18 protein-coding genes and 1 riboswitch are annotated in these 12,491 nt (G+C 75.5%); of the genes, 11 read left to right on the top strand and 7 right to left on the bottom strand.

Translation table 11 applies throughout. The annotated features are described in order from the left end of the window. Positions 1-46: 46 nt before the first annotated feature. Positions 47-970 (bottom strand): LLM class F420-dependent oxidoreductase, encoded by a 924-nt coding sequence (locus tag GJV82_RS12770; protein ID WP_318657605.1) that lies wholly within the window; start codon positions 968-970, stop codon positions 47-49. 53 nt (positions 971-1,023) lie between these two features. Continuing rightward, complete coding sequence (locus tag GJV82_RS12765) at positions 1,024-1,323, bottom strand: Dabb family protein (RefSeq protein WP_024841665.1); 300 nt, start codon at positions 1,321-1,323, stop codon at positions 1,024-1,026. Positions 1,324-1,346: 23 nt separating this feature from the next. Between GJV82_RS12765 and GJV82_RS12760 the strand changes: the two genes are divergently transcribed. Together GJV82_RS12760 and GJV82_RS12755 are read left to right on the top strand one after the other, a co-directional pair. Further along, on the top strand, positions 1,347-2,261 hold the full coding sequence (locus tag GJV82_RS12760; protein ID WP_155099495.1) for an LLM class flavin-dependent oxidoreductase: 915 nt from the start codon (positions 1,347-1,349) through the stop codon (positions 2,259-2,261). A gap of 114 nt (positions 2,262-2,375) precedes the next feature. Beyond that, on the top strand, positions 2,376-2,582 hold the full coding sequence (locus GJV82_RS12755; RefSeq protein WP_155099494.1) for a DUF2510 domain-containing protein: 207 nt from the start codon (positions 2,376-2,378) through the stop codon (positions 2,580-2,582). 12 nt (positions 2,583-2,594) lie between these two features. Here the strand turns inward: GJV82_RS12755 and GJV82_RS12750 are convergent, their stop codons facing one another. Then, complete coding sequence (locus GJV82_RS12750) at positions 2,595-3,194, bottom strand: dihydrofolate reductase family protein (protein WP_155099493.1); 600 nt, start codon at positions 3,192-3,194, stop codon at positions 2,595-2,597. A 200-nt stretch (positions 3,195-3,394) separates the two neighbouring features. Here GJV82_RS12750 and GJV82_RS12745 point away from each other — a divergent pair, with 200 nt between their 5' ends. The 4 genes from GJV82_RS12745 to GJV82_RS12730 all read left to right on the top strand — a co-directional run bounded on the left by GJV82_RS12745 (position 3,395) and on the right by GJV82_RS12730 (position 5,539). Beyond that, the gene (locus GJV82_RS12745) at positions 3,395-3,535 is read left to right on the top strand and encodes a hypothetical protein (RefSeq protein WP_155099492.1); all 141 of its coding nucleotides are present in this window, start codon (positions 3,395-3,397) and stop codon (positions 3,533-3,535) included. Beyond that, positions 3,532-3,819 carry a hypothetical protein gene (locus GJV82_RS12740; RefSeq protein WP_225873326.1) on the top strand — a complete coding sequence of 96 codons (288 nt, stop codon included), beginning with the start codon at positions 3,532-3,534 and terminating at the stop codon, positions 3,817-3,819. Before GJV82_RS12745 ends, GJV82_RS12740 begins: the two co-directional genes overlap by 4 nt. Before the next feature lie 173 nt (positions 3,820-3,992). Next, entirely contained in the window at positions 3,993-4,238 is a 246-nt protein-coding gene (locus GJV82_RS12735; RefSeq protein WP_155099491.1) for a hypothetical protein, read from the top strand. Between the two features lie 128 nt (positions 4,239-4,366). Further along, positions 4,367-5,539 (top strand): SAM-dependent methyltransferase, encoded by a 1,173-nt coding sequence (locus GJV82_RS12730; protein WP_155099490.1) that lies wholly within the window; start codon positions 4,367-4,369, stop codon positions 5,537-5,539. Here the strand turns inward: GJV82_RS12730 and GJV82_RS12725 are convergent. Further along, the gene (locus tag GJV82_RS12725; protein ID WP_155099489.1) at positions 5,521-5,991 is read right to left on the bottom strand and encodes an MOSC domain-containing protein; all 471 of its coding nucleotides are present in this window, start codon (positions 5,989-5,991) and stop codon (positions 5,521-5,523) included. The genes GJV82_RS12730 and GJV82_RS12725 overlap by 19 nt on opposite strands. An 81-nt stretch (positions 5,992-6,072) precedes the next feature. Between GJV82_RS12725 and GJV82_RS12720 the strand changes: the two genes are divergently transcribed. Together GJV82_RS12720 and pnuC are read left to right on the top strand one after the other, a co-directional pair. Further along, a complete protein-coding gene (locus tag GJV82_RS12720; protein ID WP_155099488.1) occupies positions 6,073-6,834 on the top strand; it encodes a TetR/AcrR family transcriptional regulator in 762 nt (253 codons plus the stop codon). A gap of 163 nt (positions 6,835-6,997) precedes the next feature. After that, positions 6,998-7,121: riboswitch (FMN riboswitch) on the top strand. Between the two features lie 147 nt (positions 7,122-7,268). Continuing rightward, a complete protein-coding gene (gene pnuC / locus GJV82_RS12715) occupies positions 7,269-7,973 on the top strand; it encodes a nicotinamide riboside transporter PnuC (protein WP_155099487.1) in 705 nt (234 codons plus the stop codon). Between the two features lie 4 nt (positions 7,974-7,977). Here the strand turns inward: pnuC and GJV82_RS12710 are convergent, their stop codons facing one another. Continuing rightward, positions 7,978-8,631 carry a hypothetical protein gene (locus GJV82_RS12710; RefSeq protein WP_155099486.1) on the bottom strand — a complete coding sequence of 218 codons (654 nt, stop codon included), beginning with the start codon at positions 8,629-8,631 and terminating at the stop codon, positions 7,978-7,980. 172 nt (positions 8,632-8,803) lie between these two features. Between GJV82_RS12710 and GJV82_RS12705 the strand changes: the two genes are divergently transcribed. The 3 genes from GJV82_RS12705 (at position 8,804) to GJV82_RS20485 (ending at position 11,700) form a co-directional block, all read left to right on the top strand. Then, a complete protein-coding gene (locus GJV82_RS12705; RefSeq protein WP_155099485.1) occupies positions 8,804-10,045 on the top strand; it encodes an acyl-CoA dehydrogenase family protein in 1,242 nt (413 codons plus the stop codon). Between the two features lie 109 nt (positions 10,046-10,154). Next, positions 10,155-11,381, top strand: coding sequence for an acetyl-CoA C-acyltransferase (locus tag GJV82_RS12700; RefSeq protein ID WP_155099484.1), 1,227 nt, complete (start codon positions 10,155-10,157; stop codon positions 11,379-11,381). 190 nt (positions 11,382-11,571) lie between these two features. Further along, positions 11,572-11,700: a hypothetical protein gene (locus GJV82_RS20485; protein ID WP_256891154.1), complete on the top strand. Its 129-nt coding sequence runs from the start codon at positions 11,572-11,574 to the stop codon at positions 11,698-11,700. Here the strand turns inward: GJV82_RS20485 and GJV82_RS12695 are convergent. Together GJV82_RS12695 and GJV82_RS12690 are read right to left on the bottom strand one after the other, a co-directional pair. After that, positions 11,685-11,897, bottom strand: coding sequence for a hypothetical protein (locus tag GJV82_RS12695; RefSeq protein ID WP_024841652.1), 213 nt, complete (start codon positions 11,895-11,897; stop codon positions 11,685-11,687). The genes GJV82_RS20485 and GJV82_RS12695 overlap by 16 nt on opposite strands. Before the next feature lie 81 nt (positions 11,898-11,978). Beyond that, positions 11,979-12,470: an NUDIX domain-containing protein gene (locus GJV82_RS12690; protein ID WP_318657602.1), complete on the bottom strand. Its 492-nt coding sequence runs from the start codon at positions 12,468-12,470 to the stop codon at positions 11,979-11,981. Positions 12,471-12,491: the final 21 nt, after the last annotated feature.

Genomic DNA, 12,491 nt, shown 5'->3' with positions numbered 1-12,491 from the left:
CACCGTCGCGCGCCGCCGCGCGACGGTGACCGGCGAGAGGATCACGTCAGGGCAGCTGCGGCACGACCTCGCTCGCGATGAGGTCGAGGTGGTCGAGGTCGTGCAGGTCGAGGACCTGGAGGTAGAAGCGCGTCGCGCCCTGCTCGGCCGCGGCGGCGATCTTGTCCGCGACCTCGCTCACCGTGCCCGCGAGGCCGTTGCGGCGCACCTCGTCGGGCTCGCGGCCGATGGCGTCGGCGCGGCGGCGGAACTCCGCCTCGTCCTTGCCGACCGCGACGACGAACGCCGCCGAGTACACGAGCGAGTCGGGGTCACGGTCGGCGTCGAGGCACGCGGCGCGCACGTTCTCGAACCGCTCGGGCAGCACGCCCGGGTCGGGGAACGCCGCGTTGTACTCGCTCGCGAACCGCGCGGCGAGCGCCGGCGTCCGGCGCGGGCCGTGGCCGCCGACGATGACGGGCACGCGCTCCTGCGCGGGCTTCGGCAGCGCCGGCGAGTCGGTGAGGGTGTAGTGCTCGCCGTCGAACGAGAACGTCTCGCCGACCGGCGTCTCCCACAGTCCCGTGATCACCGCGAGCTGCTCCTCGAGGATCCCGAACCGCTTCTCGGGGAACGGGATGCCGTACGCCGCGTGCTCCTGCGCGTACCAGCCGGCCCCCAGGCCGAGCTCGACGCGCCCGCCCGACATCTGGTCGACCTGCGCGACCTGGATCGCGAGCACCCCGGGGTGGCGGAACGTCGCCGACGACACGAGCGTGCCGAGCCGGATGCGGCTCGTCTCGCGCGCGAGGCCGGCGAGGGTCGTCCAGGCGTCCGTCGGGCCGGGGAGCCCGTCGCCGTCGCCCATGACGAGGTAGTGGTCGGAGCGGAAGAAGGCGTCGAAGCCGAGGTCCTCGGTGGCCTTCGCGACGGCGAGGAGGTCGTCGTACGAGGCGCCCTGCTGGGGCTCGGTGAAGATGCGCAGGTCGATCTGGGTCATGCCGTCACCCTGCCACACGCACCGGCCAGGCCCGGGTGCGGCGCTCAGTCGGCGACGGGCACCAGGTCGAGCTCCTGGAACTCCGCGACCTCGGGCACCCAGCGGTCGGCGACGAACGCGCGGTGGTCCGGGTGGGCGTCGTACGCGGCGTACGCGGCGTCGTCGTCGAACACCATGGAGAACTGGAACGTCAGCGGGCTCTTCGGGCTGACCTGGCGCGAGACCGTGAAGTCCCGCACGCCTGGGACCGCGGTGAGCGTGCGGCGCGCGGTGCCGAGGAACTCGGCCTCCTCCGCGCTGCCGGCGGGGTGGACGAGGCGGAAGGCGACGGTGTGCTGGATCACGCCCCCACCCTAGGCTGGCGGCCATGCGCGTGAGCACCGTGATCCTGCCGATCTACCCGTGGCGCGAGGGCCGGGAGGTCTGGCGGGCCGCCGACGACCTCGGGTTCCACGCGGCGTACACGTACGACCACCTGTCGTGGCGGTCGTTCCGCGACGGTCCGTGGTTCGGCGCGGTGCCGACGCTCGCTGCCGCGGCGGGCGTCACCGAGCGGGTGCGGCTGGGCACGCTCGTGTCGTCGCCGAACTTCCGCGAGCCGGTGACGTTCGCGAAGGAGGTCATGACGCTCGACGACCTCTCGGGCGGGCGGGTCACCGTCGGGCTGGGCGCCGGGACGACGGGCTTCGACGCGACCGTCCTCGGCGGCGAGCCGTGGTCCGCCCGCGAGCGCGCCGACCGGCTGCGCGACTTCACGGTCCTGCTCGACCGCCTGCTCACCGAGCCCGCCGTCACGCACGACGAGGGCCACTACCGTGCGCACGAGGCGCGGACGATCCCCGGCCCCGTCCAGTCGCCGCGCGTGCCGTTCGCGATCGCCGCGACGGGCCCGCGCGGCCTGCGGCTCGCGGCACGACACGGGCAGGGCTGGGTCACGACGGGCGACGGCCGCCTCCCCGACGACGCGACGCCGACGCAGTCGCGCGCCGCCGTGCGCGCCCAGGTCGAGCGGCTGGAGGCGGCGTGCGCGGACGCCGGTCGCGACCCCGCCTCCGTCGAGCGGATCCTGCTCACCGGCTTCACGCCCGATCCCGCGCTCGAGTCCGTCGACGCTTTCGTCGAGACCGCTCACGGCTACGCCGAGGCGGGGATCACCGAGATCGTGGTGCACCAGCCGATCCCCGGCACGCAGTTCGCCGCCGACGAGCGCGTCTTCGAGCGGATCGCGACGGACGGCGCCGCGCAGGTCCGCGGCCTCGCGACGGGCACGTCGTCGGCCTGAGCCGACCGCCCCGCGGCGCGGAACCTCCGGGCGTGCTTCCGCGTGAAAGAGACAGGGGCGCCGTGACACAGGTCTCGACGGAGGGGTCGACGGGACCGGACGCGAGGAGGCGACGTGCGCAAGGCAGCGGCGGGGTGGTACGCGGACGCACCGGGCTCGGGGAGCGAGCGCTGGTACGACGGCTCCGCGTGGACCGAGCGGACGCGCGCCCGGGCGTCGGGCGCGCCGCACGACGCCGGACCGTGGCGCCAGGTCCTGGCCGTCGGGTCGGTCGTCGTGCTCGTCGTGGCGGCGCCGCTCCTGCTCGCCGTCGTCGGCTGAGGCGCGGGCCGCTCAGCCGAGCGGTCCCACCACGCGGTACGTCACGTGCGTGACGAGCGACGCGGCGCGTACGGCGACGGTCTCGAGCGCGAGGGGCGGGACGCCGTCGAGCACGCGGTCGCCGAAGCCGAGGACCTGGGGCACGACGTGCAGCCGCAGCTCGTCGAGCAGGCCCGCCGCGAGCGCCTGGTTGATCGTCGCGGCACCGCCCGCGATCGCGACGTCGCGGTCGCCGGCCGCCTCGCGCGCCTGCGCGACGGCGGACCGGATGCCGTCGGTGACGAAGAAGAACGTCGTCCCGCCCTCCATGACAACCGGCTCGCGCGGGTGGTGGGTGAGGACGAAGACGGGCCCGTGGTAGGGCGGCTCCGGGCCCCACCAGCCCGTCCAGTCCAGGTCCCACTCGCCGCGCCCCGGCGTGAACATGTTCCGTCCCATGACGAAGGCGCCGGCCGCGAGGATCGCCTCGAGCTCCGCCGTGTTCTCGTCGGGGGTCTCGAACATCCACCGGTGCAGGTCCACGCCCTCGCCGAACGGGTGCTCCAGGGTCTGGTCCGGCCGGGACGAGAACCCGTCCGCCGACACCGACACGTCGCACGTCACCCTGCCCATGCCGCGCTCCCCTCCGCGGTCGGCACGCCGGCCGCCGTCGTCCACAACCTGACGTCCCTGGGACCGGAGCGGTCCCCCGAACTCATCGGCGGTGGCGCGGACGCGCGGCGACGGGGCGACGCGCGAGCGGGCCGCCGTCCGTGCCTCGCGGCGGTTCCCGGGCGGTGAGGTGCCGGCCGACGGGGGCTATCGTGGGCCGCGTGACGGCACGAACGAGCGCGCGGGAGTCCCTTGCCGCGAGCCCCGGGGCGGCGTCGTCCTCCCTCCCCGCGAGCGACGCCCGCGCCGGCGTGCCCGACGACCGGCCCGGCGTCGCGCCGGCCCCCGAGGAGCGCGCGTGAGCGCCGCACCGGGCCCGGCGCCGCGGCCCGGCGTCGGGGAGCGCCTGCGCCGCTGGTGGCAGCGCGCCGACGACGTCCGCACCGGGGTGCGCTGGGCGAGCGTCGGGACCGTCCTCGGCGGGATCGCCGTCGCGCTCGTGTGCCTCGTGCTCGTGCTGCGGGGCCGCACCTGGGCCTGGTTCCCGCTCCTCGCGGCGGCGGCCGTCGCACTCCGCGAGGTCCGCTACCTGCAGCGCGCCGCGCGCGGCGGGCGTCCCCGCTACCACGAGAACGCGCCCCGCTGACGTCACGTGCCCGGTCGCTCGCCCGGGCCACGCGGCGGCACCGCCGTCATCCGGAGGTCGCACCCCGGTGGACCCCAGGATCCACCGGACGGGCGACGCGCGAGGGGGAGGTCGCGGGGAAGACTGGCGGCACGGCGTCGGGCAGCGGCGTCGCAGACCACCGGAGGCGCACCGTGACGACCCACACCCCCGCCCGGGACGCCGCGCACCCCGACCAGGCCCCCGAGCGCCCCGCCCGTTCCACCGCGCGCGATCGGCGGTCCACCGCGCGCCGGGGCCGCGGCTCCCGGGACGCGAGCCCCCGCCGCACCGGCGTCCCGCCGGTCGAGCGCGCGAACGGGTGGCTCGTCGCGGTCGCCGTCGTGGCCGGCGCGATCCTGTTCTCCGTCCTCGCGATGAACGCGTTCCTCGGCCGCTGACGCGCGGCGACGAGCACCGAGCTTTCAGCCCCTCGACCCGTCGACGCGGCGCCCGCCGAGGTCTACCGTCGAACCACGGGCGCCGCTGCCTCCGGTACGCGCCCGGCCAACGTCAGGCGGAGGCTGCGATGGTGTCCTCGGACGACGACTCCCCGGGTCCGGGCGACCAGCGCGAGAGCGGCCCCGCCCCGTCGGACGCCGACGTGTTCGCGGAGCGACTGTTCTCCGCGACGCTCGGCGCGATCGACGTCCTCGCCGTCTACGTGGGCGACCGCCTCGGGTGGTACCGGGCGCTCGCCGACGGCGGCCCGCTCACGTCCACCGGGCTCGCCGAGCGCACGGGCACCCACGAGCGGTACGCGCGCGAGTGGCTCGAGCAGCAGGCCGCGAGCGGGATCCTCGTCGCCGAGGACCCGGGCGCCGCGCCCGCCGTGGGCGCCGACCCGGCCGTCGTGGGCCGCGAGCGCCTCTACGCCCTGCCCGCCGCGCACGCGGAGGTCCTCACGGACACGTCGTCGCTCGCGTACCTCGCGCCGCTCGCGCGCTTCGTCGGGGCGATCGGGCCGCAGCTCCCCCACCTGCTCGACGCCTACCGCACGGGCGGCGGCGTGTCGTGGGAGCAGCTCGGGGACGACGCGCGCGAGGCCCAGGCGGACGTCAACCGCCCCTGGTTCGAGCGTGAGCTCGCGCCCGCGCTCGCCGGGGTCCCGGAGGTCCACGACGTGCTGAGCCGGCCGGGCGCGCGCGTCGTCGACGTCGGGTGCGGTTTCGGGTGGTCGACGCTCGCGCTCGCGCGCGCCTACCCGGGCGCGGTGGTGCACGGCGTCGACGTGGACCGGCCGTCGGTCGCGGCCGCACGCGCCGCCGCCGAGGAGGCGGGCCTCGCCGACCGGGTGACGTTCCACCTGGCCGACGCCGCGGAGCTCGGGCTCGTCGAGCCCGCCGGGCGCCCGTTCGACGCCGCCTTCGCGTTCGAGTGCGTCCACGACATGCCCCGGCCCGTCGCGGTGCTCGACGCCGTGCGACGCGCGGTCCGGCCCGACGGCGTCGTGGTCGTCATGGACGAGGCCGTCGACGAGGAGTTCACCGCACCCGCCGACGACGTCGACCGCGTCATGTACGGGTACAGCCTGTTCGTGTGCCTGCCCGACGGGCTGTCGTCCCCGCCGTCGGTCGGCACCGGGACCGTGATGCGCCCGGCGACGCTGCGCCGGTACGCGCGCGAGGCGGGTTTCGCGGACGTCGAGGTGCTGCCCGTCGAGGACTTCGCCTTCTTCCGGTTCTACCGGCTCGTGCCCTGAGCGTCGGGCGGGTCGCCCCACACGACGACGTCGCCGGCGCGGATCGTGCCCGACGAGAGCAGCCGGCACACGACCCCGCCGCGCGCGTGCATCGCGCGCATCGCCCCGGGCGCGATCCAGTCGTCGAGGAGCCGGCAGGGCGCGGCGACACGGAGCACCTGGAGCTCCACGTCGCCGATCCGCAGGAACGTGCCCGGCTTCGTGGGCAGGTCGCCGTGGGTGAGCGTGACGTTGCGGCGCGTCAGGCCCGGGTCGATCTCCTGCCCGAGCGCGGCGGACGCGTCGGCGAGGTCGGTGAGCGTCTGGATCGTCACGTGCCGGTGCTTCGAGCCGTGGTAGCGGTCCCCGACGAGGCCCTTGCCCTCCTCCGCCTCGACCTCCTCGACGACGCGGGTCGGCAACCGGCGCGCCTTCGCGACGTGGATGGCGTGCACGCGGGGCTGGTCGGGCATGGTCCCAGCCTCGCACGGGCGCGCGGCGGGCCCGCCGCCCGGGAGGGAGCGAGCGACCGGTACCGGTGTACCGTCCGGTGCATGACCGACGTCCGCAGCCGCACCCACGCCCAGGCCGTCGACGCAGCGATCGAGCTCTTCACCCGCAAGGGGTACGAGCAGACCACCGTCGAGGAGATCGCCGACGCCGCCCAGGTCAGCCGCGCCACCTTCTTCCGCCGCTACGGGTCGAAGGAGGACGTGGTCTTCGCCGACCACGAGCTCCTGCTCGACGAGGTCGTCGTCATGCTCGCGGCGACGCGCCCCGTGCCCGACGCCGAGGGCCGGCTCACGCCCGACCCGTCGGTCGACCCGTACGTGGAGGTCTGCCGCGCGGCGCGGCTCGTGTTCGACCACCACGTCGGTCAGCGCGAGACGTCGCTCGCCCGGTGGCAGCTCCTCCAGCAGGTGCCCGCGCTGCGCGACCGTGAGCTCGTCACGACCCACCGCTACGAGCGCGCGTTCACCGCGTACCTGCGCGACGCGCTCCCGCCCGACGCGCGGCGCTCGACCGCGTCCATCGCGTTCGCGGCGTCCGTCGTCGCGGTGCACAACGCGCTCCTGCGCCGGTGGCTGCGCTCCCCCGACCAGGACCTGCGCCCGCAGCTCGAGGAGGCGTTCGCCGACCTGCGCCGCGCCGCCGTCGGTCGGTACGGGCCGCCCGAGGACGCCGCCGCCGAGCGCGGCTCCGGCGACGGCGTCCCCGCGGCGCGGCGCGTGGTCGTGACGGTGGTCGACGCCGGCGCGGACGCCCAGGCCGTCGCGGACGACGTCGCCCGCGCCGTGCGCGACGCCCTCGCCTAGGCGCGAGATCGGCAGGTCGCGCCGACGTCGGCAGATTCTGCCGAGATCGGTGATCCCGACTGCCGATCTCGCACGCGAGTGCCGATGTCACGACGGACGGACGGCCTCCCCCGGGTGGGGAATGCGCGGGTAGCATCGGCCGTTGCAGAACGCAGTACGCACGAACGTGCTCCGGGGTCGGTGCAATTCCGAGCCGGCGGTGACAGTCCGCGACCCGCGCCCACGCGCGGTTGACCTGGTGGAACTCCGGGACCGACGGTGACAGTCCGGATGGGAGGAAGCACGTGCGGCGCGGCCGTCCTCGGCCGGGCTCCCTCGCGAGCCCGCGCACGGGACGCGTCCCGCCGTGGTGAGCGACGCCGTCGGGTCGGCCCGGCGCGCCGCCCGCCCTCGCCCCGGAGCCCGACGTGCCCGGGAGGACGAGGACACATCCGATGGACCTGATCCACACGCTGTTCGACGCGCAGCTGACGATCGGCGACCAGCACCTGCTGTGGCGCGAGATCGTGGGCAACGGGTTCGGCCTGGCGTCGGCGCTGGGCGGCATGCGACGCAAGGTGTGGGCGTGGCCGGTCGGCATCGTCGGCAACCTGTTGCTGCTCACCGTGTTCCTCGGCGCGGTGTTCGCGACGCCCAACCCCGTGAACCTGCTGGGCCAGGCCGGCCGCCAGGTGATGTTCGTCATCGTGTCGGTCTACGGGTGGGTGCAGTGGCGCCGCACCCGGCAGCGGCTCGACGGCGCGGACGCCGACGCGGACAGCCACGGCGTCGCCGTCGTGCCGCGCTGGGCGTCGTGGCGCCAGCGCGTGTTCCTCGTCGTCGCGCTCGTGGGCGGCACGGCGCTGCTCACGCCCGTGTTCCGCGCGCTGGAGTCGTACGAGCCCGTGTGGGCCGACGCGTGGATCTTCATGGGCTCGCTGCTCGCGACGTACGGCATGGCCAAGGGCTGGGTCGAGTTCTGGCTGATCTGGGTCGCGGTCGACGTCGTGGGCGTCCCGCTGCTCCTGTCCGCCGGGTACTACGCGTCGGCGTTCATGTACGTCTTCTACGGCGCGTTCACGCTCGTCGGGTTCTTCGTGTGGTGGCGCGTGCGTCGTCGCGCGACGGCCGACGAGGAGGCGGCCGCGGCGGTCGCCTGACGGCTCAGTCGTCGAACAGCATCCGGTCCGACGGCGCGACCCGGGTCGCGCGCAGCGCCGGGTCCGCGCACAGGGCCTCGACGACGGCGTCGCTCCCGCCGACGTAGGTCGCCGCCGCGTCGATCTCGGTCCCGACGAACCAGGACCGGTCCTCGGGCCACCACAGGTTCGGGGGCTGGTCGTGTGCACGGAACCCGGCGGCGTCGGCGAGCGTGCCCGTCCACAGGTGGTACTCGCGGTGCGGGAGCAGGAGCATCGGCGCCGCCGGGCGCTCGACGAGCGTCGCCGTGATCCCCGCCCACGCCTCGTCGAGCGCGCGCTCGCGCTCCTGCGGGCTCGGCGGGGGCTCGTCCGGTGACCACGACACGAACGGCGCGACGCCCGACGTCGTGCGCGGGTCGGTGCCGTGGTCGTAGAGGAAGCCGTGCCCCGTCCACAGGGCGAGGTGCACGGGCTGCTCCCCCGTGAACGGCGCGAGCGCCGCCGCGAGCGCGGCGCTCTGCGCCACGAGCGTGCCGTCGTCGTCCCACCCCGGGTGCGCGACGCCCGCGTACGCGGTGTACTCGCGCGGGACGGTGCCGTCGACGGTCGGGCCGAACTCGCCGAGCCGCCGCGCGATCCACACGCCCGCCGAGGCGTCGTCGTCCCAGGTCACCATGTCCCGACCCTACGGCGCGGCTCGCGAGAGACGCCGATACGCCGTCTCAGATTGACTGAGACCGGGTATCGCTGCACTATGGGAGGGACCGCCGCCGACGCCGGGCCCGCACCCCGGGCAACCGCGTCGAGGGCGGTCGACCGACCGCAGCCGCCCTCCCAGGGGAGCACCGATGCCCACCACCCCGATCATGCCCGGCGTCACCGAGCCCACCTACGACCTCGCGACGCCGCTCGACCTCGACTACGCCGGCGCGTTCGCCGACGCGACCGAGGCGGACCGCGCCCACCAGCAGCGCGTCCGGCAGTTCGTCCAGGACGAGGTGCTGCCCGTCATCGACGACTACTGGGAGCGCGCCGAGGTCCCGTTCGACCTCGTCAAGCGCATGGGCGAGCTCGACCTGCTGCGCGACGGCGTCGACGTCGAGGGGCGCCCGCACGTGAGCCTGCTCGCCGCGGGCCTCGCCGCGATGGAGATGTCGCGCGGCGACGGCTCCGTCGCGACGATCTGCGGCGTCCAGGGCGGTCTCGCGCTGCGCAGCATCCAGATGCTCGGCTCCGACGAGCAGCGGGCGAGGTACGCCGAGCCCATGGCGCGCGGGGAGATCCTCGGCGCGTTCGCGCTCACCGAGCCCACCCACGGCTCGGACTCCGTCTCGCTCGAGACGACGGCGCGCAAGGAGACGCGCGACGGCGTCGAGGGCTACGTGCTGAACGGCGAGAAGAAGTGGATCGGCAACGGGTCGTCGGGTCACATCACCGTGGTGTGGGCGCGCCTCGTCGGCGACGACGGCGACGGCCAGGTCCACGGGTTCGTCGTGCCGCAGGACACCCCCGGGTACACGGGCACGACCATCACCGGCAAGGTGTCGCTGCGCGCGATCTGGCAGGCGCACGTCGTGCTCGACGACGTGTTCGTCCCCGCCGAGAACGCCCTGCCGGGGGCGCGGTCGTTCAAGGACACGTCGCGCGTGCTGTTCGCGACGCGCCTCGGGGTGGCGTGGGCCGCCGTCGGGCACGCGGTCGCGTGCTACGAGGCCGCGGTCGCGTACGCGAAGCAGCGCGTCCAGTTCGGGCGCCCGCTCGCCGCGAACCAGATGATCCAGGAGCGCCTCACCCGCATGCTCTCGACGATCACGCAGCTCCAGCTCCTCGTCGCGCAGATGACGCGGCTCGACGAGGCGGGCACGCTCACGGGCCCGCAGGCGTCGCTCGCCAAGTACTCGTGCACCCGCGGGGCCCGCGAGGTCGCGGCGAGCGCGCGCGACCTGCTCGGCGGCAACGGCATCCTGCTCCAGAACCGCGTCGCGCGGCACTTCGCCGACATCGAGGCCCTGCACACGTACGAGGGCACCGAGTCGGTGCAGGCGCTCATCGTCGGCCGCGACATCACGGGCGTCTCCGCGTTCGTCTGACCGCCCCGAGGGCGCACGCCCTCCCCCCGCTCCCCGGCGCCGCTCGCCCCTCCTCGCGGCGCCGGGGCTCCCCGATCCCCGCGTCCCGCCTTCTCCCGGACGGAGCACCATGAGCACCGACACCCTTCCCGACGGCGCAGCCGTCACCGCCGAGGACGAGGTCACCCCGGTCCTCCTGCACGGCGCGCGCACCCCGTTCGCGCGCTTCCGCGGGGCGCTCGCCTCGCTCTCGGCCGCCGAGCTCGGCGCGCACGCGATCCGGGGCGCGCTCGCGGCCGCGGGCGTCGCGCCGGAGCAGGTCGACACGGTGATCGTCGGGCAGGTCGTGCAGGCGGGCGCCAAGCAGGGCCCCGCGCGCCAGGCCGCGATCCTCGCCGGGATCGGCTGGGACGTGCCGACCGTGACGATCAACAAGCTGTGCCTCTCGGGGCTCACCGCGATCATCGACGCGGCGCGCCTGGTCCGCACGGGCGAGGCGAGCGTCGTCGTCGCGGGTGGCCAGGAGTCCATGACGAACGCGCCGCACCTCGTGGTCGGCACGCGCTCCGGCTTCGCGTTCGGCGACGTCACGATGGCCGACTCCCTCACGCACGACGGCCTGAACGACCCGTTCAGCGGCGAGGTCATGGGCGAGCTCACCGACCGCGGCTGCGCGACGCGCGGCATCGGCCGCCCCGAGCAGGACGCGTTCGCGCTGCGCTCGCACCAGCGGGCCGCCGCGGCGCGCGACGCCGGCCGCCTCGCCGAGGAGATCGCGCCCGTCGAGGTGCCGCAGCGCAAGGGCGAGCCGGTCGTCGTCCGGCACGACGAGGGGGTGCGCGCCGACACGACGCTCGAGGCGCTGGAGCGGTTGCGCCCGGCCTTCGTGAAGGACGGGACCATCACCGCCGGGTCGAGCTCGCCGCTGTCCGACGGCGCGGCGGCGGTCGTCGTCGCGAGCCGCGCCTTCGCGAAGCGCAACGGGCTGTCGTGGCTCGCCGAGATCGGCGCCGCCGGCCAGGTCGCCGGGCCGGACAGCTCGCTGCACTCCCAGCCCGCGCGCGCCATCGAGGCCGCCGTGAAGCGCGAGGGGGTCTCCGCCGCTGACCTCGACCTCGTGGAGATCAACGAGGCGTTCGCCGCCGTCGCGCTGCAGTCGATCGCCGACCTCGGCATCGACGCGGACGTCGTCAACACCGACGGCGGCGCGATCGCGCTCGGGCACCCCGTCGGCGCGTCCGGCGCGCGCCTCGCGCTCCACCTCGCGCTCGCGCTGCGGCGCCGCGGGGGCGGCATCGGCGCCGCGGCGCTGTGCGGCGGCGGCGGTCAGGGCGACGCGCTGATCCTGCGCGCCTGACCCTCCGGGCGGCGCCGTCGGGGCTCCGCCGCGCGAACCGACCAACCCTGGTGCACGATGCTGCACCAGGGTTGGCGCGCTTCGGTCGCCGCGGTGTGACGCAGATCGCGCCGAGGTCGGCCGATTTCGCGTCATGGATCGCGTCTGGCGCGGTCTCTCTCCCTGGTACCACCCCGACGAGAGGACCGCCATGACCACCGTGACCGACGCCGCCCGCCGCACCGCGAGCCGCGCGCGCCACTCGCACCTGTCCGCCGTCGCCGTCGTGCTCGTCGGTCTCGCCGCCGGCTTCGCCGCCGCGCCCTACCTGCTGGGCTGACCCGGCCCGCCGTCGTCGTCCCGCGGGCCGGCCCGCCGGAACGAGTCGACGAGCGCCCACACCGCGCCGACCGCGCCGACGAGGCAGAGGACGACGAGCAGCGTGAGCACCGCCGCCCCGGGGACCTCGCCCGCGGCCCAGCCCTCGACCGCACCCCGGACCGCGAACGGGGCGAGCAGCACGCAGAGCAGCAGCACCCCGACGGCGTATGCGCGGCGCCGCCGAGGATTCCCCGGCGGCCGTGACAGACCGTAGTGGTAGAGCGCCACGCCCGGAGCCTACGACCCGGACGCGCGGTCCTCGGCCTCTGCCACGAGCTCCTCCAGGCGGTCGAGCAGCGGCACCTGGCCGGAGACGACGAGCCCGCGGGCGCGCGCGACCGGGAACCACGCCGCACGGTCCAGCTCCGGGAACTCCTGCATCCGCCCCGATCGCGGCGGCCACTCCAGCGCGAACGTGTTGCTCGCGATCGCCGTGACGTCGAGGTCCGCCTCGCGCGCCCACGCCGACACGAGCTTGCCCGCGCGCTGCCGCACGGTGCCCAGGTCGAGGTCCGGCGCCGCCGCGTCCGGCGCGGGGACCCCGAGCTCCTCGGCGAACTCGCGCAGCGCCGCGGCCAGACCGTCCTCTCCCGGTTCGACCTCGCCCTTGGGGATCGTCCAGCCGCCCGCGTCCTTGCGCGCCCACAACGGGCCGCCCATGTGCCCGAGGAGCACCTCGACGACGCCGTCACGGATCCGGTAGAGCACGAGCCCTGCTGACTGCTTCACCCCTCCTTCCTACACAGCGGA

This window comes from Cellulosimicrobium composti, from assembly GCF_009711085.1.
Lineage (GTDB): Bacteria > Actinomycetota > Actinomycetes > Actinomycetales > Cellulomonadaceae > Cellulosimicrobium > Cellulosimicrobium composti.
This window is presented reverse-complemented; position numbering and strand designations above follow the sequence as displayed.

What these genes read in the sequence shown, in the direction of transcription:
- GJV82_RS12705 (WP_155099485.1), top strand. Translation starts at nt 8,804, where the DNA reads ATGCCCACCACCCCGATCATGCCCGGCGTCACCGAGCCCACCTACGAC.
- GJV82_RS12760 (WP_155099495.1), top strand. Translation starts at nt 1,347, where the DNA reads ATGCGCGTGAGCACCGTGATCCTGCCGATCTACCCGTGGCGCGAGGGC.
- GJV82_RS12700 (WP_155099484.1), top strand. Translation starts at nt 10,155, where the DNA reads ATGAGCACCGACACCCTTCCCGACGGCGCAGCCGTCACCGCCGAGGAC.
- GJV82_RS12730 (WP_155099490.1), top strand. Translation starts at nt 4,367, where the DNA reads ATGGTGTCCTCGGACGACGACTCCCCGGGTCCGGGCGACCAGCGCGAG.
- GJV82_RS12720 (WP_155099488.1), top strand. Translation starts at nt 6,073, where the DNA reads ATGACCGACGTCCGCAGCCGCACCCACGCCCAGGCCGTCGACGCAGCG.
- pnuC (WP_155099487.1), top strand. Translation starts at nt 7,269, where the DNA reads ATGGACCTGATCCACACGCTGTTCGACGCGCAGCTGACGATCGGCGAC.
- GJV82_RS12725 (WP_155099489.1), bottom strand. Translation starts at nt 5,991, where the DNA reads ATGCCCGACCAGCCCCGCGTGCACGCCATCCACGTCGCGAAGGCGCGC.
- GJV82_RS20485 (WP_256891154.1), top strand. Translation starts at nt 11,572, where the DNA reads ATGACCACCGTGACCGACGCCGCCCGCCGCACCGCGAGCCGCGCGCGC.
- GJV82_RS12710 (WP_155099486.1), bottom strand. Translation starts at nt 8,631, where the DNA reads ATGGTGACCTGGGACGACGACGCCTCGGCGGGCGTGTGGATCGCGCGG.
- GJV82_RS12750 (WP_155099493.1), bottom strand. Translation starts at nt 3,194, where the DNA reads ATGGGCAGGGTGACGTGCGACGTGTCGGTGTCGGCGGACGGGTTCTCG.